Source organism: Granulicella sp. 5B5, from assembly GCF_014083945.1.
Classification (GTDB): Bacteria; Acidobacteriota; Terriglobia; order Terriglobales; family Acidobacteriaceae; genus Granulicella.
Window position 1 is genome coordinate 1333051 of sequence record NZ_CP046444.1, and the last position, 26975, is coordinate 1360025.

Below are 26975 nucleotides of genomic sequence, written 5' to 3' on the forward strand. Positions count from 1 at the left end.
TGACGCCCTACTCCCTATTCCCTACTTCCTACAAGGAATCATCATGAGCCGCATCGCCGTCATCGGAGCCGGGTCCTGGGGCACCGCCCTCGCCATCTCACTAGCCCGCCGCGGAGGCCACTCCCTCACCCTCTGGGCCCACTCGCCCGCCCACGCCGACGACATCGCCGCAGCCCGCACCAACACCCGCTATCTCCCCGGCTTCCCCGTCCCGCCCTCCATCCGCGTCACCTCGTCCCTCTCTGACGCCATCGCGCCCCAAAACCAACCCGCCGCCGAGATCATCCTCTGCGTCACCCCCTCACAAGCCCTCCGCGCCACCCTGCAGCAGATGATTCCGGCACTTCGGCCGCAACAAATCCTGCTCTCCGCCAGCAAGGGCGTCGAAGAAAAAACCTACCTCCGCATCTCCGAGATCATGCACGAGCTCGCCCCGCAAAACCTCGTCGGCACCCTCGGCGGCCCGTCCTTCGCGCAGGAGGTCGCCGCCGCCATGCCCACCGCCATCACCATCGCCACCGAAGACCCCGCGCTCGGCGAGCGACTCCAGAACGACTTCACCTCCGAGTCCCTCCGCGTCTACCGCAACGACGACGTCCCCGGCACCGAGCTCGGCGGGGCGCTAAAAAATGTCATCGCCCTCGCCGCCGGCGTCGTCACCGGCCTCGAGTTGGGCAATAACGTCACCGCCGCCCTCATCACCCGCGGCATCGCCGAGATGACCCGCCTCGCCGTCGCCTGCGGCGGCCAGCGCGAAACCCTCTCCGGCCTCTCCGGCGTCGGCGACCTCGTCCTCACCTGCACCGGCGGCCTCTCCCGCAACCGCACCGTCGGCGTTGAGCTCGGCAAAGGCCGCAAGCTCCACGAGATCATCGCCTCCCTCAACGGCAAGGTCGCCGAAGGCGTCCGCACCACCACCGCCGCCCTCGGCCTCGCCCAGCGCCACAACGTCGAGATGCCCATCACCGAGCAGATGCACGCCGTCCTCTACGAAGACAAATCCCCGCAGGACGCCATCCGCAACCTCATGACCCGCCCTGGCCGCACCGAGTAACCACCGCAGCTCCTCCTTCTGCATACACTGCGGTTAAACATTGCGCCCTCTGCGTTCAAAGCCTTTGCTCTTGCCTTTCTTTCTGTCATTCCGAGCGCAGCGAGGAACCTGCTTCCCGCGCGAGCGAAGCGAGCGCCCTGCGACTTTCCCCACCGCCTCACCGTCTCAACCTGTATCGTCACCATCAGGCCCTTACCCCTCGCCAAGCCGCGAGCTGCCGTCCGGGCTATACGCACCCTTTCACCTCAAAGGATCTCCATGAAGTCCACACTTCGTCTGCCTCTGCTGTCCCTGCTCGCCACAGCGTCGCTCGCACTCGCGCAGTCCCCTACCGCCAAGCCCGACACCCCCACAAGCACATTCGACCCCCGCATCACCTTCGCACCACTCACACTACCCGGCCCTGTCAACGCCTACCGCTCCTCCAACGGAGCACCCGGCCCCTCCTACTGGCAGAATGAAGCCGACTACGAGATGCACGCCAGCATCGATACCGAGAAAAAGATCCTCACCAACTCCGAGATCATCACCTACACCAACAACTCCCCGGACACCCTCACCTCGCTCTGGATTCACCTCGAGCAGAACACCTACCGCGAGGACTCCCGCTCCCACAACCTCGGCTCGCCCGTCGGCGGCGAGCGCCGCACCCGTCCCGGCGGCGCCCCAGCCCGTGAGCGCGGCGAGCGCGGCACCACCAACGGCATCGAGTTCGACTCCGTCCAGATCGAAGACGCTCCCGGCCACCTCACCAAGGCCGACTACGTCGTAGCCGACACCCGCATGCAGGTCCGCCTCGCCAAACCCCTCGCACCCAAGGGCGGCCATCTCCGCATCCACATCAAGTACCACTACACCATCCCCGGCGTCTGGGGCGGCCGCACCTCCTGGGGCAAAGCCGAGCACGGCGAGATCTACGACATGGCCCAGTGGTACCCCCGCATGTGCGTCTACGACGACATCCGCGGCTGGGACACGCTTCCCTACATCGGCTCCGAGTTCTACCTCGAGTACGGCCACTTCGACTACTACGTCACCGTCCCCTGGAACTTCATCGTCGCCGGCTCCGGCGAGCTCATGAATGAATCCGACGTCCTCACCAAAACCGAGATCGCCCGCCTTGAGCAGGCCCGCCACTCCGACGCCACCGTCTACATCCGCAAGCCCGACGAGACCACCGACCCCGCCAGCCGCCCCAAGCAATCCGGCACCCTCACCTGGCACTTCCACATGGACCACACCCGCGACGTCGTCTTCTCCGCCTCGCCCACCTTCGTCTGGGACGCGGCCCGAATGAACGTCAAGCGTGAGGGCTTACCGAACCAGCTAGCCCCCGGCAAAGTCCAGCTAGCCATGTCCGTCTACCCGGTCGAAAGCGTCGGCGATGACGCCTGGACCAAGTCCACCGAGTACGTCAAAGACACCGTCGAAAACATGTCGAAGCGCTGGTACCCCTACCCGTACCCCAATGCCATCTCCGTCGCTGGCTTCTCCACCGGCATGGAGTACCCCGGCGTCGTCTTCGACGGCATCCACGACAACGGCAGCTTCCTCTTCTGGGTCACCGCCCACGAGATCGGCCACGACTGGTTCCCGATGATCGTCGGCTCCAACGAGCGCCGCTACGCCTTCATGGACGAGGGCTTCAACACCTTCATCGACATCTTCGAGTCCGAGGACTACGCCCACGGCAAGTACGGTCCCAAGCGCGACAGCGAGTACTCAGCCGGCGGCGAACCGCCCGACACCATCCTCAAGGTCCTCGACAACCCCATCGCCCCGCCCATCCTCACCCGCGCCGACGGCTTCCCCGGCAACCTCGGCCATCCCGTCCAGTACTTCAAGGGCGCCTACGGCAACGTCCTCCTCCGCGAGCAGATCCTCGGCCCCGAGCGCTTCGACTGGGCCTTCCGCAAGTACATCCGCGACTGGGCCTTCAAACACCCCCGCCCCTCCGACTTCTTCCGCGAGATGGAGAGCGAAGGCGGCGAGGACCTCAGCTACTTCTGGCGCGGCTGGTACATGAACAACTGGACCCTTGACCTCGCTGTCGAGAATGCCAAGTACGTCGGTGACGATCCCACCAAGGGCGTCATTGTCACGGTCGCCAACCTCCGCCCGCTCGTCCTGCCCGCCACCCTCCAGGTCAACTACAAGGACGGCACCAACGAGCGCATCCGCATCCCTGTCGAAGCCTGGCTCTCCAAGGGCGTGGCCAACTTCACCTTCCACGGCGACAAACCCGTCACCACCGTCGTCATCGACCCCGACCACGTCCTCCCCGACGACAACCGCACCAATAACACCTTCACCCTGCCGTAGCAGCGTGTCCGCAGATTCCCTTCTGGTTTGTCGTTCCCGAAGGGAATCTGCGTTTGCATTGGCCGTTGCTCGCTTTTTCTTTGCGACCTTTGCGGGCTTTTACTTTGCGCCCTCTGCGTGAAAGCCTTTGCCGCAGCAAGCGCCACAGGCGCGAGCGCACCCCGGAGGGAGCAGGGGCCTTCAGGCCCCTGAAACCGACGCCCGGCAAGAAGGGCTTTAGCCCTGGGCCTTAAAAACCTAGGAGCGGAGAGACCCACACTCTCCGCTCAGCACCACTGCTCACTGCACTTACTGCGGATGCGCCTGCATAGGCTGGCTCTGGTTCTGGTCCGGCTGCGTCGCCCCACCCGCGCTGGGACGCATCGCCACAAAAAAGATCGTGCCAATCACAACCGCCAGCACCATCACCGCCAGTAACGTAAAGATGGTCCTGTTCGGAAACCGCTGCAACCACCGGTCTGCCGTTCTGTTATCAGTCGTAACCATGGGAAAAGCCTCCTTACGGCCACTTCTCTTACGATGCCAACCCTTAACCACCGGGTGCCCCACGTCTTGCCTCCGAGACATGGATTCGCAGGATGCCCCTTGACACACCACGTACAATAGAGAGTAGGAAAACCCGGCCCAGCGCCGGGTTTCGTCGTCTCAGGCTCTTTCTCAACTCGAATCTCGCATCTAGCTTCGTATCCCCCTACCAAAGTGCAAACGAAAGGGTATACACCGCTAACTCCAATCCGCTGCGGATCATAGCCCCCAAACCGGGGGAGGGTCAGCGCCCCCGCAACCGCTCCGCTACACTGAAAGGCGATGGCTTTCTCTCTCTTCGGCAAGCGCGAAACCCCGGAAACTCCGGAACCCGAGCAGCAGCCCCGCGGCCTCTTCGACCGCATGAAGCAGGCGGTCACCCGCACCCGCGAATCGCTCGCCAGCTCCATCTCCTCCGTCGTCGCCCTCACCCGCGAGGTCGACGAGGCCTCGCTCGACGACCTCGAGTTCGCCCTCCTCGCCTCCGACATCGGCTCCTCCACCACGCAGCAGATCATCGCCAACCTCCGCGACCTCGCCCTCCGCAAGGGCATCTCCGACGGCGCCGAGCTCAAGCGCCACCTCAAAGCCGAGATCCTCTCGATTCTGCGCGCGGTGGATGCAGCAAAACCGGTCATCCACCCATCCACCTCACCCGAAGTCATCATGATGGTCGGCGTCAACGGTGCCGGCAAGACCACCACCAGCGGCAAGCTCGCCGCCCAGTTCCACCGTGACGGCAACACCGTCCTGCTCTGCGCCGCTGACACCTTCCGCGCCGCCGCCATAGAGCAGCTTGAAGTCTGGGCCGACCGCTCCGGCGTCGACCTCATCAAGACCAAGCAGGGTGGCGATCCCTCAGCAGCCCTCTACGACGCCCTCGCCGCCGCCAAGGCCCGCAGCACCAACATCCTCCTCGTCGACACCGCCGGACGCCTCCACACCAAGTCCGACCTGATGAAGGAGCTCGACAAGATGCGCCGCACCGCCGAAAAACTCATCCCCGGCGCCCCGCACCAGACGCTCCTCGTCATCGACGCTACGACTGGCCAAAACGGATTACAGCAGGCCCGCCTCTTCACCGAGGCCGCCCACGTCACCGGCATCGTCCTCACCAAGCTCGACGGCTCCGCCAAGGGCGGAATCGTCGTCGCCATCGCCCACGACCTCGGCCTCCCGGTTCGGTACTGTGGCGTCGGCGAAAAGCTCGAAGACATCATCCCCTTTGATGCCAACGCCTTCGTCGATTCGCTCCTCGACTGATTCATCAGCTGTCGCAAAGAAAGACAAATCTTCCCCAAAAGTGGTATCTACATCTCTGCCAGCTTGGCCGATGCTTCCCTTACAGATCGCACCCCCCAAGCAGCTTCGGAGAGCCATATGAGCACCTCCTTGCACTTTTCTTTGCCTTCGTTCTCTCCCTTCGGAAGCGTCCGGACCGCCAGCGCGCACCCGTCCACCGACTTCATCCAGACCGAAAACGGCCTCGTCAGCACCTACGGCGAGATCGTGACCGTACCCGACCACACCTTCACCGTGCGCCGCATCGCCCTCAACAGCTATTCTGAGAACGCATGCCACTTCTGCCGCTCGACGAACAGCACCTCGCAACCGCACTGGGTCTGGCGCGCACCGCGGTAGGCCTCACCTCTCCGAACCCAACCGTAGGCTGTGTCCTCGCCAGCGGCGAAACCATCCTCGGCCAGGGCGCGCATCACTACGACACCTACGACCACGCCGAGATCGTCGCACTTAAACAAGCCGCATCACTCGGCCACAACATCCAGGGCGCAACCGCCTACGTCACCCTCGAACCCTGCTCACACCACGGCCGCACCGGCCCCTGCTCCGACGCCCTCATCAAGGCAGGAATAATCCGCTGCGTCATCGCAACCGTAGACCCCAACCCACTCGTCAGCGGCAGCGGCATCGCCAAACTCCGCGCCGCAGGCATCGAGACGATCATCCTCGATCCCGCCTCGCCGCTCGCTCTCGAAGCCCGCACCCTCAACGACGCCTTCACCTTCTTCATCCAGCACAAGCGCCCCTTCATCACCCTCAAAGCCGCGCTCTCGGTCGACGGCAAGCTCGCGCCACCGCCAACGGAACGCACCTCCATCGCACCGCACTGGGTCACCGGCCCAGCCGCTCGTACCAGCGTCCAACCTCTCCGCCATGCCGTCGACGCCATCCTCACCGGCATCGGCACCGTGCTCGCCGACGACCCCTCACTCACCGACCGCTCCGGCCTCCCCCGCCGCCGCCCGCTACTCCGCATCGTCCTCGACAGCGAGCTCCGCACCCCGCTCAACAGCAAACTCATCACCACAGCAGCCGACGACCTCCTCCTCGTTTGCTCCAACGAAGCACCTCTCCCCGCCGAGTACGAACGCCTCGCCCTCGGCGCGCAACTCCTCCGCCTCCATCCGCACGAAGGCCGCCTCAACCTGAACACTCTGCTGACAGCACTCGCAGCCCGCAACATCCAAAGCATCCTCGTCGAGGCCGGGGCGGCCATCAACGGCGCGCTGCTCCGCGCCGACCTGGTCGACAAACTAGTCCTCTACTACTCCGAACGCGAGTTCGGCCTCAACGGAGTCCCCTTCGCCCAGGGCTACGAATCCCCCTACGTCATCCAGCAACGTCTCACCCGCACTTCGCACGAGACGTTCCCCAACGAAGGCACCACCGACATCCGCATCACCGGCTACCTCCACGACCCCTGGTCTAACGTGTAGGACTATTCCCTACTCCCCGATTCCCTATACCCTGTACTTACTATGTTCACAGGACTCATCGAAGCCACCGGCACCATTGCATCGCTCACCCCCGGCGAAGGCGCAACCCGCATCATCATCGCAGCCCCTGCGCTCGCCAACCGCTGGCGTACTGGCGACAGCATAGCCGTCAACGGCACGTGTCTCACCGCCATCCCTGTCGACGACCCCCATCAATTCGCAGCCGACCTCGCCGCCGAAACCCTCGAGCGCACCACCCTCGGCTTACTCACCGTCGGCACCACCGTCAACCTGGAGCTCCCCACACCCGCCGGCTCTCCCCTCGGCGGCCACGTCGTGCAGGGTCACGTCGACGCCACCGCAACGCTCATCTCAATCGCCCCAATCCACGACGACTTAGCCACCACCGACTGGCGTCTCACTGTGGAACTCCCCCCACAGCTCGCGACGCAGGTCATCTCACAAGGCTCTATTACACTCGACGGCATCAGCCTCACCATCGCCAAGCTGAACGGCCTCCGCATCGAAGTCGCCATCATTCCGCACACCTACGCGGCCACCAATCTGCACACACTCAAGCCCGGTACCCGCATGAACATCGAAACCGATGTACTCGCCAAGTACGCCGCCGCCCAGCACCGCCATGCCGAAAGCGACTGGCTCACCGAGCCTTACCTGATCGCCAATGGGTACTAGCAACTCGGGGCAACGCTAACCAATCTCATCCAGCATCGCGCTCATCTCGCTGGCTGCATGGCTGTTACCGGTCCTCTGACACACCGCAATCCCGGCCTCCAGCCGCGCCTTAGCCTCATCAACTCGGCCGGCCTTTAGCAATTCCTGTGCCGACATCTGATACGCAGGCACATACTCCGGGCTGCGCTCAATCGTCTCGGCAAACTCCTTCAGCGCCTCTTCTCGCTTGCCTTCGGCTACATACGCCATCGCGAGCCCATAGCGCGCAAAGGCATCGCCCGGGTTCTGCTGCAGGATCTCGTTCAACATCGCAATTCTGTCCATGCTTCCATCCTACGTTGGGGCAACCAGACTCGCACGGTCGCGGCAATTTACAATGGTTTCATGAGCGACGCGCATCCCTCTCGTCCGGTCTTCGACTCGCAGTCCGAGCGCTCCGAGATCATCTTCCCCGGCGACACCAACCCGCTCGGCAACCTCTTCGGCGGCCGCCTCATGCAGTTCATCGACCTCGTCGGAGCCATGACCGCCAGCCGTCACTCCCGGGCCATCCCCATCACCGTGTCGATGGACCACCTCGACTTCGTCGCCCCCGTCAAGGTCGGCGACATCCTCATTCTTAAAGCCAGCGTCAACCGCGCCTTCAACACTTCGATGGAAGTTGGTGTCAAAGCCATGGTCGAGGATGTCCACGCCGGCACCCTGCGTCACGTATCCTCGGCCTACCTCACCTTCGTCGCCGTCGATCACACCGGTAAGCGCGTCCCCGTCCCCCATATCGTTCCCGAAACCGAGCACCAGCACCGCCGCTTCGAGGACGCAGGCCGCCGCCGCGAGATGCGCTCCGGCGAAGTCGCCAGAAAAAAAGAGCTCCGCGCCACGCTCACACCCGAGTGGCACATCTAACTCACATCCAGCATCTCGTTTCCAGCATCTTCAGAAGAGGCACCACATGGCACACTCGCACGCAACACCACCCGGCCCACAGGCTCTCCCCGGCATCCAGCACATCATCGCCGTCGGCTCCGGCAAAGGCGGAGTCGGCAAGACCACCGTCTCCGTCAACCTCGCCATCTCACTCGCGAAGCTGGGCTACAGCGTCGGTCTCATCGACGCCGACATCTACGGCCCCAACGTCCCCACCATGCTCGGCACCACGCGTCAGCCCAGCATCCTCGACGGCAATATGATGGAGCCTCTCACCGCGCACGGCGTCAAGTTCATCTCCATCGGCCTCATCTCCCCCGGCGACAAGCCCATGGTCATGCGCGGCCCCATGCTGCACCAGATCATCCGCCAGTTCCTCCAGCAGGTCCTCTGGGGCGAGCTCGACTACCTCATCGTCGATCTCCCCCCAGGCACCGGCGATGTCGTCATCTCGCTCGTCCAGACCGTCCCGCTCACCGGCGCAGTCGTCGTCTCCACCGGCTCATCGGTCGCGCTGCAGGACGCCCGCAAAGCCCTCGAGATGTTCCACCAGGTCAACGTCGAAGTCATCGGCCTCGTCGAGAACATGAGCCAGATGACGCTCCCCGACGGCACCGTCATCGACGTCTTCGGCGCTGGTTCCACCGAACAGACCGCCCGGCAGTACAACCTGCCTTTCCTCGGCTCTGTCGATCTCGACCCGCAGGTCCGCGAAGGTGGCGACAAAGGCCTGCCTGCAGCGCTCGCCGGTGACACATCCGCCCGCGGCAAAGAATTCGCTGCCATCGCCGCCAAAGTCGTCGAACGCGCCGAGCAGATCGCAGCCACGCAGGAGAACATACTCGAGATCACTTAGAGTTCGCTGCGTAACGCCGCGCTCTCTGCGTACGCCGCGTTTGCAGTTGCTCTTCTGCTCAGGTCTACTCGAATACCAACCATGGCACGTCCCATCACAACCCGTCAGCGCGAGATCCTCACCGCGATCATCGACAGCTACATCACCACCGGCGAGCCGGTCAGCTCAGGTGCGCTCGCGCAGACGGCCTTCGCCAAGACCTTCAGCTCGGCCACCATTCGCAACGAGATGGCCGAGCTAGCCGACGCCGGCCTCCTTGAGCAGCCGCACACCTCCGCCGGCCGCATCCCCTCTGCCGAAGCCTTTCGCCTCTACGTCGCCACCCTCACCGGCCGCAACACACCCGACGCACCACGCACAGCGCTTCAGTCACGCATTGACACCTCCTTCGCGGGCATCGCCGGCGAGTCCGCTCTCCTCGAACGCACCTCGCATGTCCTCGCCGCTCTCTCCAGCGGCGTCGGCCTCGCCATCGGTGCCGCCGCATCCACCGATCTCCTTGAGCACATCCACTTCAGCCGTCTCGCATCGCAGCGAATCCTCGCCGTGGTTGTCACGCGCAGTGGCATGGTCCGCGATCGCGTCCTCGCACTCGACCACGACCTCTCCTCTGTCCAGCTTGAAACCGCTGCCAACTTCCTCAACGAACACTTCCGCGGCTGGAACATCGACCGCGTCCGCACCGAACTGGCCCGCCGCGTCGAGCAGGAACGTAGCGCCTACCGTCAGCTCTCCGACGCAGTGGAACTTTGGTCCCGCGCCATCCCAACCGACACCGCGCAGCAGCAGGCCGTCTACATTGACGGCGTAGCGAACCTCATCTCTCTTCCCCAGTCGCTCCTCGAACGCGATCGGCTCCGCCAAATGCTCGCCGCCCTCGAGGAAAAACAACGCCTCATCGAGCTACTCAACGCCTACATCGACGCCCGCCAGGACTCCGTCCGCGTCATCTTCGATCTCGACCAGCAGGACCCCAACATGGCGGGCCTCGTCCTCATCGCCGCCCCCGCGCGCATCGGTACGGACAACCCCGAGACCGCCCTCGGCACCGTCGCCATCATCGGCCCCCAGCGCATGCACTACCAAAGCGCCATCGACGCCGTTGGCTACATCGCCCGCCTTCTCCAGCGCAACGCCACCGGCGAGCTCCCTGAATCCTTCACCTCGTAAAGCCGCCATCGCGCGACGCGCACCCGCACATTAAGAGACACTAGAAACTGGGATACTCTCCCCAGGGACACACTCGCCATTGAGCCGAGACAGGATCATCCATGACCACCCTGAAAGACCGCTTCGCCCAATGGTCGCGAAGCCGGACCACTCAAGAGGACACATCCATGAGAACTGAGACACACACCGAGCAGACTGAAGCAACCGAAACCCCGGTCGTCGAACTCGAAGCCGGTACCGAAGCCAGCGCCACCGACACATCCGATATCGAGCAGCTCCGCGCAGAGCGCGACCAGCTTGCCCTGCAGCTCACTCAGTCGCAGGACCGCTTCGCCCGCCTCCAGGCCGAGTTCGACAACGCCCGTAAGCGCGAGATTAAGGAGCGCCAGGACTCCCGCGACCACGCCGTCCAGTCCACCGTCGAGCCCTTCCTCGGCGTCATGGACAACTTCGCCCTCGCCCTCAAGGCCACCGGCGACGTCAACCAGCTCCGCACCGGTGTCGAGCTCATCCTCAAGCAGATGGACGAAGCCCTCCGCACGCTGCAAGTCCAGCCCGTTGAGTCCGTCGGTGCCCAGTTCGACCCCCGCATCCACGAGGCCCTCGGCAGCATCGAAACAGTGGAGCATCCTGACCACCAGGTCCTCGAGGAGATCCGCCGCGGCTACAAGCTCCGTGACAAACTCCTTCGCCCTGCGCTGGTCCGCATCGCCACCAACGCAGCTCAAAAGAGCGAGTAGCTTCGCTCCGCGTATCACGTACCAACTCGTCACCTGACTGCCCTATGCCCACCACTATGAAGCTTGACTACTACGAAGTCCTCTCCGTCGAACGCACCGCCACTGACGTCGAGATCAAGTCCGCCTACCGCAAACTCGCCATGCAGTTCCACCCCGACCGCAATCCGAACAACCCGGAGGCGGAGGAGAAGTTTAAAGCCTGCAGCGAGGCCTACCAGGTCCTCTCTGACCCCGACAAGCGCGCGGCCTACGACCGCTACGGCCATGCTGGTGTCAGCGGAGCCGGCAACCCCTTTGCAGGCGGCGGCTCGCCCTTTCAGCAAGGCGACCTCGGCGACATCTTCGGCGATCTCTTCGGCGAGATGTTCAACATGGGCGGCAACCGCCGCGCCTCACGCCAACAGCGCGGCCGCGACCTCCAGTTCAACATGAAGCTTGAGTTCGAAGAGGCCGTCTTCGGCATCGAGCGCGAGATCAGCATCCGCCGCGCCGAACCCTGCGACGACTGCCACGGCACTGGCTCCTCCAGCGGCAAACAGCCTGAAACCTGTCAGCAGTGCGGCGGTCGCGGCCAGATCCGCTCACAGCAGGGATTCTTCTCCGTCGCTCGCACCTGCCCTGTCTGCAGTGGCACCGGCTCGGTCATCCGCACACCCTGCACCACCTGCAAAGGCGACACCCGCGTCCTCCGCGAGCACAAGATTCTCGTCAAGGTCCCCGCCGGCGTCGAGCAGGACACCCGCATCCGTTACTCCGGCGAAGGCGAAGCCGGTCGCTTCGGCGGCCCCGCTGGCGATCTCTACGTCGTCCTCGATATCAAGCAGCACAAGTTCTTCGAGCGTGACGGAGACGACCTTCATTGCGTCATTCCTATCAGCTTCCCGCAAGCAGCGCTCGGTGCCGAGCTCGAAATCGAAACCCTCGAAGGCATCGAAACCCTCAAAGTCCCCGAAGGCACTCAGAGCGGCCGCGAGTTCAAGCTCCGGGGTAAAGGCGTCCCCCACCTCAACGCCCACGGCAAAGGCGACCTCGTCGTCGAAATCCGCGTTCAAACACCGGGCAAGCTCACCAAGCAACAGAAAGACCTCCTCAAGCAACTCTCCGAAACCATCACCGTCGAGAACACTCCACACGCTCGCGGCCTCTTCAGCAAAGTCAAGGAGATGTTCAGCTAACCCCTCAGTCTATGCAAACAAAAACAGCGACCGCACTCCGGTCGCTGTTTTCTTATGTGGAGCGTCCTTCACAACACAGACGCACAAACCGCCAGTCCTGCAATCGCCGCTGTCTCCGCCCGTAGAATCCTCGGCCCCAGCGTCACACTCTTCCATCCTGAGGTCTCGAACAACGCCATCTCCTCCGGAGTCCATCCACCCTCAGGTCCAATCGCCAATGCCACATCGCGCGCATCCACCAACCCTGCGCTCAAAGTGCTCTCCTGCTCAGTCTCCGCAAGCAGCAACTTCGTAACCGCCGTAACATTACCGAGCGCAGCCTTCAGCATCAACGGATCATCCACCACCGGCACATCCGTCCTGCGCGACTGCTTCGCTGCCTCCAGCACAATTCTCCGCCATCGATCCACGCGCTTCCCCGCAGCCTGCGCAAGGTGCTTCTCCGTTCTTCGCGCAAGCACGGGCGTGATGCGTGCAGCACCCAGCTCTGTCGCCTTCTCGATCCCCCACTCCATGTGGTGGAACTTGAACACAGCCATCAGCAGATGCACCGGCAGAGCCGCCTCCGCTTCAAGCTCTTCATGTAGAGCAAACACCACTGCACTCTCGTCCGCCGACACAACCTCGGCGCGGTGCAAAAAACCTCCCGCAACCACATCGAAGATCTGTCCCGGCTGCGCACGCAGCACCCGGGCCAGATGCATGGCCTGCTCTCCCGTCAGCGTTGCAGTGGTCTCTGTTCTCTCGTCGGCGATCCATCGGCGTCGTGTCATGCACCCAGCATACTTCGATCGCGCGCCATGTAACACCCCTCGCAAACCCGCATGAACACTAGCCGAAAACACCTCAGGGAGCGCATCGTGTGCGCTCCCTGAGTGTGTTGCCTTTAGGTTGATGCTTTGCCTTGGTTGCGTTTGCCTGCGCTCCCATTCGATGTTGCCATCGACGTTGCGTTCACATGCATGAAGCAACTAACGAGAGTATTGTTTTCTCGCGCGTAAGAGTCAAGAAAAAAACGTGCCTTCGCAAGCAAAATTTTTAACCTCCTATCGCCGCATTTGAATCCCCAACTCACACACCGTCTCTCTCCTCATCGCACGAACGCTGCATCCCATCCAGTGCGGGGCCTCATGGCCCACACAAACACGTCTCATTCTCATCCTCAAATCGTCAAGCTGCATCCAATAGAACATGTCTCTCAATGCACAACGCTTCACCGGCCGCGCCGAAGACTACGACCGCTATCGTCAGCGTTACCCCGCGGAACCAGTGCTCATGCGCCTCCGCGAATGGTGTGGCCTTACGCCGCAACACCGCGTCGCCGACATCGGCGCAGGCACAGGCATGTTGACCGAAGTCTTCCTCGCCAACGGCAATCCCGTCATCGCCATTGAACCCAACGCCGAGATGCGCGCACTCTGCACCGCACTGCAGACACAACATCCCTCTCTCACCGTCGTTGACGCCACCGCCGAGCACACAACCCTCGCCGAGCACTCCATCGACCTCGTCGCAGCCGGCCGCGCCTTCCACTGGTTCGACCGCGACCGCGCTCTCGCCGAGTTCCGCCGCATCCTCAAGCCCGACGGCTGGGTCACTCTCGTCTCCATCGGCCGCGCCAAAGACGACTCCCCGCAGTCTCGCGACTTCGAGCGGCTACTCATCGACCACGGCACCGACTACACCTATGTACGCGCCGGCTACCGCATTCACGAAGACCTGCACACCCTCTTCACCCGCGACTGGCACCACGAAGAAATTGACGGAGAACTCGCACATGACTGGGACGCCTTCCTAGGCCACGCCATGTCACTCTCCATGACCCCCAAGCCCGACGACCCGCGCTTCCCGCCCTTCCTTCGCGCACTCGAAGACTTCTTCCACCGTTACGCCATCAATGATGCTCTCACCCAACCCACTACCTGCTGGATCAGCGCCGGCCGCTTCGCATAGCCGCCAGCCTCAGCACTCGATAATATTCAGCGCGAGTCCAGCCAGACTCGTCTCCTTATACCGCGACTGCATGTCCATCCCCGTGCGGTACATCGTCTCGATCACCTGATCGAGCGACACCTTATGCACGCCCTGATCATTCATCGCCAGCCGCGCCGCATTCACCGCCTTCACCGCACCCATCCCATTGCGCTCGATGCAAGGAATCTGTACTAGCCCACCAATCGGATCGCACGTCATCCCCAGGTTGTGCTCCATCGCAATCTCCGCCGCGCCCTCCACCGCGCGAGCATCACCACCCAACGCCGCCACCAACCCACCCGCCGCCATCGAACACGCCACGCCCACCTCACCCTGGCACCCTACCTCCGCACCGCTGATCGAAGCATTCTCCTTGTACAGAATCCCAATCGCCGCCGCCGTCAAAAAATACCGCAGCAACCCCGCCTCTCGCTCGCTCTCACTCAACTCATCCGAAGCATGATGCAGATAGTAGTACGCAATCGCCGGCACCACTCCCGCCGCGCCGTTCGTCGGAGCCGTCACCACACGCCCACCCGCTGCATTCTCCTCATTCACCGCCATCGCCACCAGCGTCACACTATCCAGCGGCGCCAGTGGATCGCGAACTTTGCCAGCCTCATCCATCGCCGCCAACCGCCGCGCCAACCCTGGCGCTCGCCTCCGCACATTCAGCCCACCCGGTAACGTCCCTTCGGTCGTCTTCCCGCGTTCGATGCTCTCCGCCATCGTCCCCCACAACGACAGGATCGCCGACTTCACCAGTTCCTCCGGTGTCAGGGCATTCATCGGCGGCGCAATCGTGTTTCCCGGTCGCTCCGGCGAAATAATTCTCTCTACCCGCCGCAGAATCGTCGCATCCTTCAGCAGCGCCATCTCATTCGCCAGCACCATCTCCGCAATTGTCAGCCCGTGCTCATCGCTCAACCACAGCAACTCATCCGCACTCGAAAACGGATACGGCACATCGCGCTTCTTCACGCCACCATCAGCCGCAGCAAACTCCTCCGCGGTCAAAATAAACCCACCACCCACCGAGTAGTACACCTGCGAAAACACCACGCATCCTTCCGCATTAAGCGCCGTAAACCGCATCCCATTCGGATGCGTCTCCACACCTGCCTCCGGATACATCTGGTCGCGGTGAAACCGTAGGTCCACCGCAGGGTCGAACCGCACCGCATGCTCCCCCAGCAGCTTCAGCATCTTCGTCTCTCGCAGCGCCTCAAGCCGGGCATCAATCGTCTGCAGGTCCACAGTATCCGGCGACTCCTCCAGCAGCCCCATCATCACCGCGCGGTCAGTCGCATGCCCAATGCCCGTCAACGCCAGCGACCCATACAAGTCCACAGCGAGCGCAGCGGTGGATACATTGCCTGCCACACCAAACTCGCCACGCCGTGCCAGCTCACGCACAAAACTCAACGCCGCCCGCATCGGCCCCACCGTATGCGAGCTCGAAGGCCCGATCCCCACCTTGAACAACTCAAACAAACTCGTATTCATCGTCATTCACCAGCTTCGATTGTAGGCGCTGTATCTTGGCCTTTGTCTTCACGCGAACAGCCTGCATCTTCCCCAGCGTATGCCGGTGCGCCGTCTCCAGCCCGCCCGCCAACACACTCTCCGGCGCATCGAGCATCACCAGCGTCGCCCCAGTCCTTCCCCACCCACCCGGCACAACAGAAAAATACTCCGGCGCTTCCTCAAGAAACGCAGCCTGCTGCTCCGCATCGAGCATCAAGGTTCCTTGCCCCTTACTCTCATACGCCAGCGTCGCAAAGATCCTCCGCTTCCCAGCAAGTTCAATCCGAAAATCCGCAGCCCTCATATGCGAGTCCTCCACCACATATGGCAACGCGAGCGCCAATCGTCTATAGGTCGCAGAGACACCCGTACTCTTCTTCGCGACACTCTTCTTAGCAACTGCCTTCGTCACGGCTTTCATCGCCGTCTTCTTCACCGGAACCAGCTTCCGCGCCATCATGTCATCGCCTCCACCTTCGCCGGGATGCTACACTTGCCGCACCTCCGGCCTCAAGGACAGACCAGGCAAATGCTCTTCAAAGCCCGCAGCGCAGCCGTCTACGGCATCGACGCCCACATCATTGACGTAGAAGTCGACTTCGGCGCCCAGGTTGAAAAAGAGATCTTTGCCACCGTCGGTCTCCCCGACGCCGCCGTCCGCGAGTCCCGCGACCGCGTCCGCTCAGCCATCAAGAACTCCGGCTTCGACATCCCGCCCACCCGCATCACCATCAACCTCGCACCCGCCGATCTCAAAAAAGAAGGCTCCGGCTTCGATCTCCCCATCGCCATCGGCATCCTCGGCGCCTACGGCGGTCTCTCCATCAAAGACCTCTCCGACTTCGTCCTCGTCGGCGAGCTTGGGCTCGACGGCTCGCTCCGCGCCGTGCAGGGCATGCTGCCCATCGCCATAGCCGCCCGCGCCGCAAAGATCAAGAATCTCATCATCCCCGCTGCCAACGCGCGCGAAGCCGCCGTCGTCGAAGGTGTCAACGTCTACCCCGTGCGCTCCCTTCTAGAAGTCCGCGAGCTGCTCAACTCCACTACGCAGGGTAACCTCTTTATCCAGCCGCTCAAGGTCAACACCTCCACGCTCCTCTCCGAAGCCGTTGAATACCACGCCGACTTCCGCGACGTCCGCGGGCAGCACGTCGCCAAGCGTGCACTCGAGGTCGCCGCCGCTGGCGGTCACAACATCCTCATGATCGGCCCACCCGGCAGCGGCAAGACCATGCTCGCAAAACGCCTCCCCTCGATCCTCGCTCCGCTACGTTTTGAAGAAGCCCTCGAAACCACCAAGATCCACTCCGTCGCCGGTGTCCTCGATAAAGATGCCGGCCTCGTCACTCACCGCCCCTTCCGCAGCCCGCACCACACCATCTCCGACGCAGGCCTCATCGGCGGCGGCATGATCCCGCGCCCCGGCGAGGTGTCTCTGGCACATAACGGCTTGTTGTTTTTAGATGAGCTACCCGAGTTCCCCCGCAACGTCCTCGAGGTCCTCCGCCAGCCGCTCGAAGACGGCAACGTCACCATCTCGCGCGCCGCCATGTCGCTCAGCTTCCCCGCCCGCTTCATGCTCGCCGCCGCCATGAATCCCTGCCCCTGCGGCTACTTCAACGATCCCTCGCGCGACTGCATGTGCACCCCGCCCATGATCCAGCGTTACGTCTCCAAAGTCTCCGGCCCGCTCCTCGACCGCATCGACATCCACATCGAGGTCCCAGCCGTGCAGTACAAAGAGCTCCGCAGCGGCACCGCCGCCGAAGGCTCAGCCGAGATCCGCACTCGCGTCCTCGCCGCCCGCGAGCGTCAGCACCAGCGCTTCCTCGAACACCCCACACGAGTCCCCACCACCACCCGCCCTGCTGGCCGCGCCGTCTTCTCCAACTCGCAGATGACTACCCAGCAGATCCGCACCTTCTGCGAGCTCGCCTCCGACGCCGAACGCCTCCTCGAGCGCGCCATGCTGCAGCAAGGCCTCTCCGCACGCGCCCACGACCGCATCCTCAAAGTCGCCCGCACCATCGCCGACCTCGACGCCGCACCCACCATCGCCGTCAAGCACATCGCCGAGGCCATCCAGTACCGCACCCTCGACAGAAGCTACTGGGCCTAACTGTCGTCCGGAGCTTCATCGACCACCGGGGTCTTCAATTTGGCACAAGCCTTGCCTGACACCCCCAAATTCCCGTTTTCTGTATATGCAGCCGTCAATTCTTCCTAAAAAAAGATTGACCTCGGGGTCATGAAGCCTTATCTTGCTAGATGTAGGGAACAAACAGCCATCTACAGCTATCTAGACTCTATCTCCTTTGGTGTCCGGACTTAGCTCGTAAGTCAAGTGGTCTGTCTCCTTGCTAAGCCTTTCTTGCAGCTATCTGGAAAGCGATGTTCCGCGTCTGCGCGGATGGCCTTTCTGTCGTCTGCTTGCGAGCCTTACAGTCACAGCTACAGGATTCAACTCATTGCAAGGCATGAATTTACCTGCTGCCGTCTTGCGTAGCAGGAACGTTTTTGATGCAACTTGGCTCCGGCCTGCGCATCTACTAATTAACCGACTTCACGGTTCTGCCCGGCTCTAACTGCCCGCTGAACCCCGAGGCAAGACAAACGGACGCGCATTGCCTTCCGACGCCCACCGCCTCAATACCCAGGAGATTTCACTTCTATGCGCTCAGACCTGATCTTTGGTGCACTCACCCACGTCAACAATCGCTACAAGCTCTGTCAACTCGCCTCCAAGGCCACGCGTAAGCTGCACAAGCCCAACACTCGCCTGCAGGACACTACAAACGACGTCCTCGATCGCTTCAAGGACACCGTTCCCATGGCGCCGGTCTCCGAGACCGCTGAGGTTCTCGCCGTCACCGAACGCCGCGCCGCCTAAGGACGACCACTCTCTGGGCCGGTGGGCTCTTCTCACAGAGCCTTCATCAGAGCTTCCCACCGGCTTCAAAGCGCGTCCGCTTTTCCACACACAAATCGTTACAGACGCAAGTAACCCAGCCGCCCCTTGGCAGCGTCTGCTACAGTAAGTGTTAAATCTACCCCGAAGCGGCAGCACCCTGCACGAAGCCCTACCCTCCTTGTAGCGCCCCTTCCGTACGACCTCCGTTTCGCAACCAGCTTGGTAGCTCTGCACGGAATCCCGTTCGGCAATCCCCTCACAATCTGGACGAGTCCAACTCTCCACCCTCCCGCTGTACCCATCCACTTCAAATATCCCACTCACAAGAAGAACCCCCATGGAAACAACCCAAGTACTTATGACCATCTCCGAGCTCAAGGAAAAGAGCATCGCCGAGCTCGGCAAACTCGCGCGCGCCCTTGAGATTCCCGGCACCAGCGCCCTTCGCAAGCAGGACCTGATCTTCAAGATCCTCCAGGCCCAGTCCGAAAAAGAGGGCCACATCTTCGCCGAGGGCGTCCTCGAGATCCTCCCCGACGGCTACGGCTTCCTGCGCTCGCCGGACTACAACTACCTCCCCGGCCCCGACGACATCTACGTCTCCCCCTCGCAGATCCGCAAGTTCGACCTCAAGACCGGCGACACCATCTCCGGCAACGTGCGCTCCCCGCACGAAGGTGAAAAGTACTTTGCCCTGGTCAAGATCGAGGCCATCAACTTCGAGTCGCCCGAGGAGACCCGCAACAAGATCCTCTTCGACAACCTCACCCCGCTCTACCCCGACGAGCAAGTCAAGATGGAGACCGTCCGCGAGGCCATCTCCGGCCGCGTCATGGACCTTCTCTGTCCTATCGGCAAGGGCCAGCGCGGTCTCATCGTCGCTCCGCCGCGCACCGGCAAGACCGTCCTGATGCAGTCCATCGCGAACTCCATCACTGCGAACCACCCTGAGATCGTCCTCATCGTCCTGCTCATCGACGAGCGCCCGGAAGAAGTCACCGACATGCAGCGCAGCGTCAAGGGCGAAGTCATCTCATCCACCTTCGACGAACCCGCCGCCCGTCACGTCCAGGTCGCCGAGATGGTCATCGAAAAGGCCAAGCGTCTCGTAGAGCACAAGCGCGACGTCGTCATCCTGCTCGACTCCATCACCCGCCTCGCGCGCGCTTACAACACCATCGTTCCGCCCTCGGGCAAAGTCCTCTCCGGCGGTGTCGACTCCAACGCGCTGCAGCGCCCCAAGCGCTTCTTCGGTGCCGCCCGCAACATCGAAGAAGGCGGCAGCTTGACGATCATCGCCTCCGCCCTCATCGACACCGGTTCGCGCATGGATGAAGTCATCTTCGAGGAGTTCAAGGGTACCGGCAACATGGAAGTCATCCTCGACCGCAAGCTCGTCGACAAGCGTGTCTTCCCGGCCATCGACATCCAGCGCAGCGGCACTCGCAAGGAAGAGCTACTCATCCCCAAGGATGACCTCCAGCGCACCTGGATTCTCCGCAAGGTCCTCAACCCGCTGTCGCCCGTCGAAGCCATGGAGCTTCTCTCCGACAAGCTCGGCAAGACCCGCAACAACCAGGAGTTCCTCCACAACATGAGCTCCCTCTAACCAAATCGCCCTACAAAAAGACGCCCCACATCCTTCCGGGAGTGGGGCGTTTTACATTGCGAAACTTTGCATCTTTACTTCGCGAACTCTGCGTGAGGCTTTTGCAACGGCACATCCGGCCCAGACTGCCCCGGACTCTCCCGAGCAGCTTCCCCCACCGCGCGGTACCGCAAATTCGGATACGCTTCCGGATACTTCTCCTTCACCCACTCCATCATCTCTTCGCGCACCAGACACTGCAGATCGAACGCTTGGCCCGAGTCTGCCGAACCCATCAAACACCGGATCTCCATGCTCTGCGCCGTCAGGTTCGTCACCTGGCATCCCACCACCGTGCCGTCCCACTGTGGCGCGGCCTTCACCACCCTCTCCAGCTGCGCGCGGACCTCCTTCACCGGCACCATGTAATCCAGATACAGATATGAGTACGTCAGAATATTCGCACTCTGCCGCGTCCAGTTCGCAAACGGGTTCTCGATAAACCAGCTCAGCGGCACAATCAGCCGCCGCAGGTCCCATATCTTCAGCACCACATAGGCACTCGTAATCTCTTCCACCCGGGCCCACTCACCCGCCACCACCACTACATCGTCAATCCGGATAGGCTCCGTCAGCGCAATCTGCAACCCAGCCAGAAAGTTCGACACCGTCGTCTTCGCCGCAGCCGCCAGCAACAAACTCGCCAACCCCGCCGACGCCAGCAGCCCGCTCCCAAAGTGCCACAACTGCGGATCGTTGAATGTCCACAGCATCGCACCCAGCGTCAGTATCCCCACCAGTGCAATCGTCACCCGCCGAAACAATTGGAACTGTGTATGCACACTCCGCGCACGGATATTGTCCGCTGCCTTCAGGTCATACTTTCGCAGCAGATAGTCCTGGACCACATACACCAGCCCCACCGCCAGCCATCCCAGCGCCAGCACCACCAGCATCCACACCGCGTGTTTGATGTCCTTCTCCAGCCACGCCGGCACTCCCGGCACAAACGGCAGCGCCACCTGCACGCACGTCAGCAGAAAGATCACCCGTGCCGGTTTCCCTAGGTGCTTCTGCAGCCCCCACCCCAGCATCGCTCCCGCCGCATCCTGTCGCTTCACTAGCCGAAACAACACAAAGTGCAGCAAATTCGCCAACACCAGCGCTCCGCAGAACAGGAACACCGCAAAAAACCACCCATGACGAAAGTGAAACCCCGCCATCCTTGCCTCCCCGCAGCGTCAACGCCCCGAGCCTCGTTAGACGCCCTCCCGCACCACCTTAGCTGCCTCCAATACCGTGCCGACGGCATAAAGCGTTCCTATTCTCACAATTCCCATTGCCCATCAGTCTCCTTACGGCTGCTACCCTAAGAGCCAAATGCCCAGCCTCATTCAGCGTTCTCTCGCAGCCTTCGCCGCTCTCGCTCTTCCTCTCGCCTGCGCCGCGCAAATGCCTCTGCGCATCGAGGTGACTGTCCCCTCCACGCAGCCCCTCAACGGACACCTCATCCTCGTCATCGCCAAAGCCGGCTCCACCGCACCCGTCCGTGGTGGCGGCGCTCGCGAACCCCGCTTCATGATCTCGGAGACCTACACCTCCGCACAGGGCTTCGGCGTCGATGCAAAGAACGCCCCTGCGAACACCCCTCTCATCATCGACGCCCAAACCATCGGCTACCCGCTCCCCAACCTCGCCGCGCTCCCCGCAGGCGACTACCTCGTCCAGGCCGTCTTCAACAAGTACGAGAAGTTCCACCTCGCCGACGGCCGCGACCTGTGGCTCCCGCCCGACCAGGGCGAAGGTCAACACTGGAACCGCAAGCCCGGCAATCCCTACAACGAGCCCGTCCGCATGCACATCGACCCCGCGTCCAAGGCTCCCATCAAGCTCACCCTCGACAAGATCATCCCACCCATCACCGGCACCGACGAAGATCCCGAAGTCATCGCGAAGCGCGACCCTGAAGCCGCAAAGTATCTCAAGTACATGAAGTTCAAGAGTGAAAAGCTCAGCAAGTTCTGGGGCCGCGACGTCTACCTTGGCGCATGGGTTCTCCTGCCCGCAGGCTTCGACGAGCACCCCGGCGCGCACTACCCGCTCGTCGTCTATCAGGACCACTTCCACGCCGGCTCGATCCCCTTCAACAGCAAGCCCATGGCTGGAGGCCGCGGCCGTCGTGGCGGCGGCAACGTCGACCGCGGCTTCGTCACCTATCAGGACTGGACCAATGGCACACTCCCACACGTCATCCTCCTCTACGTCCAAAACGCCAACCCGTACTACGACGACTCCTACGACGTCGACTCCGCCAACGTCGGCCCCTACGGTGCAGCGATTAACGAAGAGCTGATCCCCGCCGTCGAGAAGCAGTATCGCGGCATCGCCCAGGGCTGGGCCCGCGCTACCTACGGTGGCAGCACCGGCGGCTGGGAGTCCCTCGCCACGCAGGTCTTCTACCCCGACATGTACAACGGCGTCTGGTCCGCATGCCCCGACCCCGTCGACTTCCACGCCTACCAGAACATCAACCTCTACGACGACCCCAACGCCTTCTACCGCTCCGGCGACTTCGGCAAGGTCCCCGTCGGCGGCGACCGCAAACCCGACGGCTCACTCATCGCCACCGCCGAAGGCGAGTTCCGCTTCGAGTACGTCCTCGGCACCCACACCCGCTCCACCGAGCAGTGGGCCATCTGGCAGGCCGTCTTCTCCCCCGCCGGCCCCGACGGCTACCCCGCCGACGTCCTCGACTCCCTCACCGGCAAGATCGACCCCAGGGTTGTCGCCTACTGGCACGACCACTACGACCTCAACGCCTACATGCAGCGCAACTGGCCCACCCTCGGCCCTAAGCTCGAAGGCAAGATCCACATCGCCGTCGGCGACGGCGACACCTATTTCCTCAACAACGCCGTCCACCTGCTGCAAAAATCACTCGACGCCACCCGCAACCCGCACTCCGACGCGCAGTTCCAATACGGCCCCGGCGAACCCCACTGCTACACCGGCGGCCCCGTCGAGTACACCATGCAGCAGAACAACGCCAACTGGCTCCAGCGCGTCCTCCCCCAGATGACCGCCCACATGATCGCCACCGCCCCCAAAGGCGCCGACACCAGGAGCTGGGTCTACTAGCAAAGAGTGACGGCGCAACCATAGGCTGCGCCGTCGCCTTTCTCTTTCACTCGTAGCTAGCTCTTCGCAAACTTTTCCCGCAATGCCTCATCCACGCGAACCTGCCAGCCGTCACCCGTAGCCCGAAGTGCCTGCAACACATCCCGCGACAACCGCAGTGAAACGAGCATCTTAGTCGGTGCTTTCTGCGGGCCACGCTTCGGCTTGGACAATGTCCGCTGAAGACTTGCGGGCAGGTCTTTGAACTTGATTGAGCGGGCAAATTTCTTCTCTGTCCACTCGGGATTTTCAGTGTCGTTCACTTCTTGCTTACGCTTGCTCATATCGTTTGCCTTCCTGTGTGGTGGCCTTTCGCAGGCTAATCGCACGGATGACTCCGTCTTCTACTTCTGTAAAGGTCAAGCTGTAAAGACGAGCGCCCAGAAATCCAATAGCGTTCCAACGAACCTCGCCATAATCTTCACGATCGTCGATGTCGAAACAAGCTGCATCGAAGTCGAACTCTATAGCACGTTGAAGAGATATGCCATGATCGCGGACATTCTTGACGTCTTTCGTCGGATCAAACTCAACATCCACGAGCTGATAGTAGCTACAATTTGAGTCTCCGTCAAATTAGCTCTAATCGCGAGCCTTCAAACTTTGTGCCACTTTCGAACGGCCTTCAAGACCTCAACCGCTTCATCGGCTCAACACGCCCGAATCCTTCACCCCCGCGCGCCATCTATACTTAAACAATGTCGCAGACCACTCTCCCGCGCACACTCGGCCAGCTTCGCTCCTCTGAATACACCCCCGAACGCGTCGGGCGCAGCGTCAAGGACGAACTCCGCGACAACCTCATCGTGCGTCTCCGCCAGATCGCGCCCGGCGGCAAGCACGAAGGCCAGTCGCTCTTCCCCGGCATCGTCGGCTACGACGACACCGTCATCCCGCAGGTGGTCAACGCCGTCCTCTCGCGCCACAACTTCATCCTGCTCGGTCTGCGCGGCCAGGCCAAATCCCGCATCCTCCGCGCGCTCACCACGCTGCTTGACCCCTTCTGCCCCTTCGTCGCCGGCTCCGAGCTCCGCGACAATCCCTACGCGCCCCTCAGCAAGTTCTCCAAAGACCTCATCGCCTCCCTCGGCGACGACACACCCATCGACTGGATGACACCCGTCCGGCGCTACGTCGAAAAGCTCGCCACCCCCGATGTCACCGTCGCCGACCTCATCGGCGACGTCGACCCCATCAAGGCCGCGCGCTCCGGCCACGAGCTCGGCTCCGAGCTCACCATGCACTACGGTCTGCTCCCCCGCGCCAACCGCGGCATCTTCGCCATCAACGAAGTCCCCGACCTCGCCGGCAAAATTCAAGTGGCCCTCTTCAACATCATGCAGGAGGGCGACGTCCAGATTAAGGGCTACCCCGTCCGCCTCGAGCTCGACGTGGCCATCGTCTTCTCCGCCAACCCCGAGGACTACACCGCCCGAGGCAAGATCGTCACACCACTCAAAGACCGCATCGGCAGCGAAATCCGCACCCACTACCCCGAGTCCGTCGACGAAGCCATCAGCATCACCGAGCAGGAAGCCTGGACCGCGCGCAGCTACGCCCCCGGCGACACCGCCATCCAGAACATCGTCATCCCGCACTACATCCGCCAGATCGTCGAGCAGGTCGCCTTCGTCGCTCGCGAGGACAAAAAAGTCGACAAGCGCAGCGGCGTCTCGCAGCGCCTGCCCATCTCCACGATGGAGCTCGTGCTCTCCAACGCCGAACGCCGTGCTCTGCTCCACGGCGAATCACTCGTCGTCCCCCGCGTCGGCGACCTCTTCGCCGCGCTCCCCGGCATCTCCGGCAAAATCGAGCTCGAATATGAAGGCGAGATGAAGGGTGCCGACACCGTCATCCGCGAGATCATCCGCCAGTCCGTCGCCAACATCTACGACGGCTACTTCGCGGACACCAATACGCAGCAGATCGAGCAGTGGTTCAACCTCGGCGGCTCCGTCGAGCTGAACGACAAGCAACCCGCACGCGAAGTCTTCAAGGAGCTCCAGGGCATCCAGGGCCTCTTCGAAAAGCTCTCGCCGCTCAAGATCAACGCGCGCACCCCGGTCGAAGTGGCCGTCTCCGCCGCCGAGTTCCTCCTCGAAGGCCTCACCGCCCACAAGAAGATCTCCCGCAGCGAAGCCCGCACCTTCACCGCCGGCGAAAAGCGTCGCCGCAACGAAGACGCCGCCCAGCTAGCCGAGCGCATGCGCGACAAACTACAGGAACGCGACCTAGACGACATCGCCCGCAACCGCACCCGCCGAGGCTTCAACTAAACTGTCGCGGCAGTTCTGTGAGTCGCTTTGAAAGGTACCCCGCATGGAACCAGCAGAGCCCAGCGTACAGGGTCCATCGAGTGGCTTGCCGCAATTGCGCATCGAACGAGAAAAGCACGGGAAGCATATTCCCGCACTCGACGGCCTTCGCGGTCTCGCGATCCTGATGGTCCTAGGTATGCATCTAGGCGGCGGACGCCACTCCTCGTTTCTCCTCATTCGAATCATCGCCGGTGCCATACGGATCGGTTGGTCCGGAGTGACTCTTTTCTTCGTTCTGTCCGGCTTCCTCATCAGCGGTATTCTCTGGGACTCTTTTCAGAAAGCCGGTTGGTGGAAGCGCTTCTACTATCGCCGATCGCTTCGCATCTTCCCTCTTTATTATCTCTGTCTGATCTACGCTGCCCTGCTCATACTCGTGTTCAGGCCGGGCGTCCTGCACGACCTCACCATCTTCGTCTTTTATCTGCAAGACTTTCCCTGGTTCTACAAGGCAACATCGCAGTTGCATCTACCGTTGCTTTCGATCGATCACTTCTGGAGCTTGGCCGTCGAAGAACAGTTCTATCTGGTATGGCCTTTCTTCTTGTTTGCACTGCGCAAACACCGCAAGGCGGCCATCGTAGCGTCTCTGCTTGTCGTTCTCGCCTCCCTTGGCTTCCGCCTTACCATGCTGGGCATCCACGCAGATCAACACTGGGTCTATAACGCCCCCATGGGGAGGGCTGGAGAGCTTGCGATGGGGGCGGCGCTCGCTCTCATACTTCGCGGTCCCCCGCATGAACAGGCTCAGCTCTATCGCCTCATTCCCGCCGGACTCACTCTTGCCTCCATTTCGCTTCTCGCCCTTACCATCGCAACGCGGGGATCGTTTGAAACAACTCAAGATCTTTGGCTCGGATGGGGCATCTTATGCCTGGCTCTGGCCTTCACCTGCGTCCTTGCTCTCTGCCTGCGGCCAGGACCCTTGCAGCGTCTCTTCGAGAACCGCCTGCTGCGCTGGTACGGTCGCATTAGTTATGGGGTGTATGTATTTCACCCTTTGGTTGCGGCTGCCTGCGCATGGCTCATTCAGATGTACTTCTCTTCTCACGAGGCATCGACAGCCCTGGAAGCTTTCAATTCTGTCGTCGTCATCGCAGGGACGACGCTGCTTGCCTTTATCTCCTTCTACACCTATGAATCGTACTTTCTGAGGCTGAAAGATGGTCTGCCCACAGCCAATCGCACGGCAGAGGTCCTCGGCTAAGCTCGACAAACGAACGATCGCGACAACTGCTGGCGTCCCGCCTATTTGCCCAACGCTCACACGTAGCGCT

The 26975-nt window shown here is 62.2% G+C and carries 26 protein-coding genes; 18 read left to right on the forward strand and 8 right to left on the reverse strand.

Going from position 1 to position 26975, the window contains the following annotated elements; all coding sequences use genetic code 11:
• Nucleotides 1-43 precede the first annotated feature (43 nt).
• Both GOB94_RS05815 and GOB94_RS05820 read left to right on the forward strand, forming a co-directional pair.
• Complete coding sequence (locus GOB94_RS05815; RefSeq protein WP_182277915.1) at nucleotides 44-1054, forward strand: NAD(P)H-dependent glycerol-3-phosphate dehydrogenase; 1011 nt, start codon at nucleotides 44-46, stop codon at nucleotides 1052-1054.
• Between the two features lie 258 nt (nucleotides 1055-1312).
• Entirely contained in the window at nucleotides 1313-3376 is a 2064-nt protein-coding gene (locus GOB94_RS05820; protein ID WP_182277916.1) for a M1 family metallopeptidase, read from the forward strand.
• A 288-nt stretch (nucleotides 3377-3664) separates the two neighbouring features.
• Here the strand turns inward: GOB94_RS05820 and GOB94_RS05825 are convergent, their stop codons facing one another.
• Nucleotides 3665-3862 (reverse strand): hypothetical protein, encoded by a 198-nt coding sequence (locus tag GOB94_RS05825; RefSeq protein ID WP_182277917.1) that lies wholly within the window; start codon nucleotides 3860-3862, stop codon nucleotides 3665-3667.
• 321 nt (nucleotides 3863-4183) lie between these two features.
• On the opposite strand from GOB94_RS05825, the gene ftsY reads away from it, so the two are divergent.
• The 4 genes from ftsY to GOB94_RS05845 all read left to right on the forward strand — a co-directional run bounded on the left by ftsY (nucleotide 4184) and on the right by GOB94_RS05845 (nucleotide 7335).
• Nucleotides 4184-5164, forward strand: coding sequence for a signal recognition particle-docking protein FtsY (gene ftsY, locus GOB94_RS05830; RefSeq protein WP_182277918.1), 981 nt, complete (start codon nucleotides 4184-4186; stop codon nucleotides 5162-5164).
• Nucleotides 5165-5281: 117 nt separating this feature from the next.
• The gene (locus GOB94_RS05835) at nucleotides 5282-5542 is read left to right on the forward strand and encodes a hypothetical protein (RefSeq protein ID WP_182277919.1); all 261 of its coding nucleotides are present in this window, start codon (nucleotides 5282-5284) and stop codon (nucleotides 5540-5542) included.
• Nucleotides 5476-6639, forward strand: coding sequence for a bifunctional diaminohydroxyphosphoribosylaminopyrimidine deaminase/5-amino-6-(5-phosphoribosylamino)uracil reductase RibD (ribD, locus tag GOB94_RS05840; protein ID WP_182277920.1), 1164 nt, complete (start codon nucleotides 5476-5478; stop codon nucleotides 6637-6639). Before GOB94_RS05835 ends, ribD begins: the two co-directional genes overlap by 67 nt.
• 42 nt (nucleotides 6640-6681) lie before the next feature.
• A complete protein-coding gene (locus GOB94_RS05845; RefSeq protein WP_182277921.1) occupies nucleotides 6682-7335 on the forward strand; it encodes a riboflavin synthase in 654 nt (217 codons plus the stop codon).
• A 15-nt stretch (nucleotides 7336-7350) separates the two neighbouring features.
• Here GOB94_RS05845 and GOB94_RS05850 read toward each other — a convergent pair whose 3' ends face one another.
• Nucleotides 7351-7644: a tetratricopeptide repeat protein gene (locus tag GOB94_RS05850; RefSeq protein ID WP_255484265.1), complete on the reverse strand. Its 294-nt coding sequence runs from the start codon at nucleotides 7642-7644 to the stop codon at nucleotides 7351-7353.
• A gap of 75 nt (nucleotides 7645-7719) precedes the next feature.
• On the opposite strand from GOB94_RS05850, the gene GOB94_RS05855 reads away from it, so the two are divergent.
• The 5 genes from GOB94_RS05855 (at nucleotide 7720) to dnaJ (ending at nucleotide 12203) form a co-directional block, all read left to right on the forward strand.
• The gene (locus tag GOB94_RS05855; protein ID WP_182277923.1) at nucleotides 7720-8241 is read left to right on the forward strand and encodes an acyl-CoA thioesterase; all 522 of its coding nucleotides are present in this window, start codon (nucleotides 7720-7722) and stop codon (nucleotides 8239-8241) included.
• A 46-nt stretch (nucleotides 8242-8287) separates the two neighbouring features.
• Nucleotides 8288-9118 carry an Mrp/NBP35 family ATP-binding protein gene (locus GOB94_RS05860; protein WP_182277924.1) on the forward strand — a complete coding sequence of 277 codons (831 nt, stop codon included), beginning with the start codon at nucleotides 8288-8290 and terminating at the stop codon, nucleotides 9116-9118.
• A gap of 81 nt (nucleotides 9119-9199) precedes the next feature.
• Entirely contained in the window at nucleotides 9200-10288 is a 1089-nt protein-coding gene (hrcA, locus tag GOB94_RS05865) for a heat-inducible transcriptional repressor HrcA (protein ID WP_182277925.1), read from the forward strand.
• A 167-nt stretch (nucleotides 10289-10455) separates the two neighbouring features.
• On the forward strand, nucleotides 10456-11028 hold the full coding sequence (locus GOB94_RS05870) for a nucleotide exchange factor GrpE (protein ID WP_182277926.1): 573 nt from the start codon (nucleotides 10456-10458) through the stop codon (nucleotides 11026-11028).
• A gap of 44 nt (nucleotides 11029-11072) precedes the next feature.
• Nucleotides 11073-12203 (forward strand): molecular chaperone DnaJ, encoded by a 1131-nt coding sequence (gene dnaJ / locus GOB94_RS05875; protein ID WP_182277927.1) that lies wholly within the window; start codon nucleotides 11073-11075, stop codon nucleotides 12201-12203.
• A 68-nt stretch (nucleotides 12204-12271) separates the two neighbouring features.
• Here the strand turns inward: dnaJ and GOB94_RS05880 are convergent, their stop codons facing one another.
• Nucleotides 12272-12976, reverse strand: coding sequence for an RsmE family RNA methyltransferase (locus GOB94_RS05880; RefSeq protein WP_182277928.1), 705 nt, complete (start codon nucleotides 12974-12976; stop codon nucleotides 12272-12274).
• Between the two features lie 418 nt (nucleotides 12977-13394).
• On the opposite strand from GOB94_RS05880, the gene GOB94_RS05885 reads away from it, so the two are divergent.
• Nucleotides 13395-14156, forward strand: coding sequence for a class I SAM-dependent methyltransferase (locus tag GOB94_RS05885; protein ID WP_182277929.1), 762 nt, complete (start codon nucleotides 13395-13397; stop codon nucleotides 14154-14156).
• A gap of 9 nt (nucleotides 14157-14165) precedes the next feature.
• On the opposite strand, the gene GOB94_RS05890 is transcribed toward GOB94_RS05885, so the two are convergent.
• Both GOB94_RS05890 and GOB94_RS05895 read right to left on the reverse strand, forming a co-directional pair.
• Nucleotides 14166-15683 carry an L-serine ammonia-lyase gene (locus GOB94_RS05890; RefSeq protein WP_182277930.1) on the reverse strand — a complete coding sequence of 506 codons (1518 nt, stop codon included), beginning with the start codon at nucleotides 15681-15683 and terminating at the stop codon, nucleotides 14166-14168.
• The gene (locus GOB94_RS05895) at nucleotides 15664-16164 is read right to left on the reverse strand and encodes a hypothetical protein (protein ID WP_182277931.1); all 501 of its coding nucleotides are present in this window, start codon (nucleotides 16162-16164) and stop codon (nucleotides 15664-15666) included. Before GOB94_RS05895 ends, GOB94_RS05890 begins: the two co-directional genes overlap by 20 nt.
• A 69-nt stretch (nucleotides 16165-16233) precedes the next feature.
• On the opposite strand from GOB94_RS05895, the gene GOB94_RS05900 reads away from it, so the two are divergent.
• From GOB94_RS05900 to rho, 3 genes are all read left to right on the forward strand, one after another.
• On the forward strand, nucleotides 16234-17823 hold the full coding sequence (locus GOB94_RS05900; RefSeq protein WP_182277932.1) for a YifB family Mg chelatase-like AAA ATPase: 1590 nt from the start codon (nucleotides 16234-16236) through the stop codon (nucleotides 17821-17823).
• Nucleotides 17824-18375: 552 nt separating this feature from the next.
• Nucleotides 18376-18594, forward strand: coding sequence for a DNA-directed RNA polymerase subunit omega (locus tag GOB94_RS05905; protein ID WP_182277933.1), 219 nt, complete (start codon nucleotides 18376-18378; stop codon nucleotides 18592-18594).
• 379 nt (nucleotides 18595-18973) lie between these two features.
• A complete protein-coding gene (rho, locus tag GOB94_RS05910) occupies nucleotides 18974-20224 on the forward strand; it encodes a transcription termination factor Rho (protein ID WP_182278462.1) in 1251 nt (416 codons plus the stop codon).
• 74 nt (nucleotides 20225-20298) lie between these two features.
• On the opposite strand, the gene GOB94_RS05915 is transcribed toward rho, so the two are convergent.
• On the reverse strand, nucleotides 20299-21426 hold the full coding sequence (locus tag GOB94_RS05915) for a mechanosensitive ion channel domain-containing protein (protein ID WP_182277934.1): 1128 nt from the start codon (nucleotides 21424-21426) through the stop codon (nucleotides 20299-20301).
• A gap of 157 nt (nucleotides 21427-21583) precedes the next feature.
• On the opposite strand from GOB94_RS05915, the gene GOB94_RS05920 reads away from it, so the two are divergent.
• A complete protein-coding gene (locus GOB94_RS05920; RefSeq protein ID WP_255484268.1) occupies nucleotides 21584-23341 on the forward strand; it encodes an alpha/beta hydrolase-fold protein in 1758 nt (585 codons plus the stop codon).
• A 56-nt stretch (nucleotides 23342-23397) separates the two neighbouring features.
• On the opposite strand, the gene GOB94_RS05925 is transcribed toward GOB94_RS05920, so the two are convergent.
• Both GOB94_RS05925 and GOB94_RS05930 read right to left on the reverse strand, forming a co-directional pair.
• Nucleotides 23398-23664, reverse strand: a complete 267-nt coding sequence (locus tag GOB94_RS05925) for a BrnA antitoxin family protein (RefSeq protein WP_182277935.1) — start codon at nucleotides 23662-23664, stop codon at nucleotides 23398-23400.
• A complete protein-coding gene (locus tag GOB94_RS05930) occupies nucleotides 23651-23920 on the reverse strand; it encodes a BrnT family toxin (protein ID WP_182277936.1) in 270 nt (89 codons plus the stop codon). The genes GOB94_RS05925 and GOB94_RS05930 overlap by 14 nt, the downstream gene beginning before the upstream one ends.
• A gap of 158 nt (nucleotides 23921-24078) precedes the next feature.
• Here GOB94_RS05930 and GOB94_RS05935 point away from each other — a divergent pair, with 158 nt between their 5' ends.
• Both GOB94_RS05935 and GOB94_RS05940 read left to right on the forward strand, forming a co-directional pair.
• Nucleotides 24079-25656: a sigma 54-interacting transcriptional regulator gene (locus tag GOB94_RS05935; RefSeq protein WP_182277937.1), complete on the forward strand. Its 1578-nt coding sequence runs from the start codon at nucleotides 24079-24081 to the stop codon at nucleotides 25654-25656.
• Nucleotides 25657-25699: 43 nt separating this feature from the next.
• Complete coding sequence (locus GOB94_RS05940) at nucleotides 25700-26905, forward strand: acyltransferase (RefSeq protein WP_182277938.1); 1206 nt, start codon at nucleotides 25700-25702, stop codon at nucleotides 26903-26905.
• Nucleotides 26906-26975 lie beyond the last annotated feature (70 nt).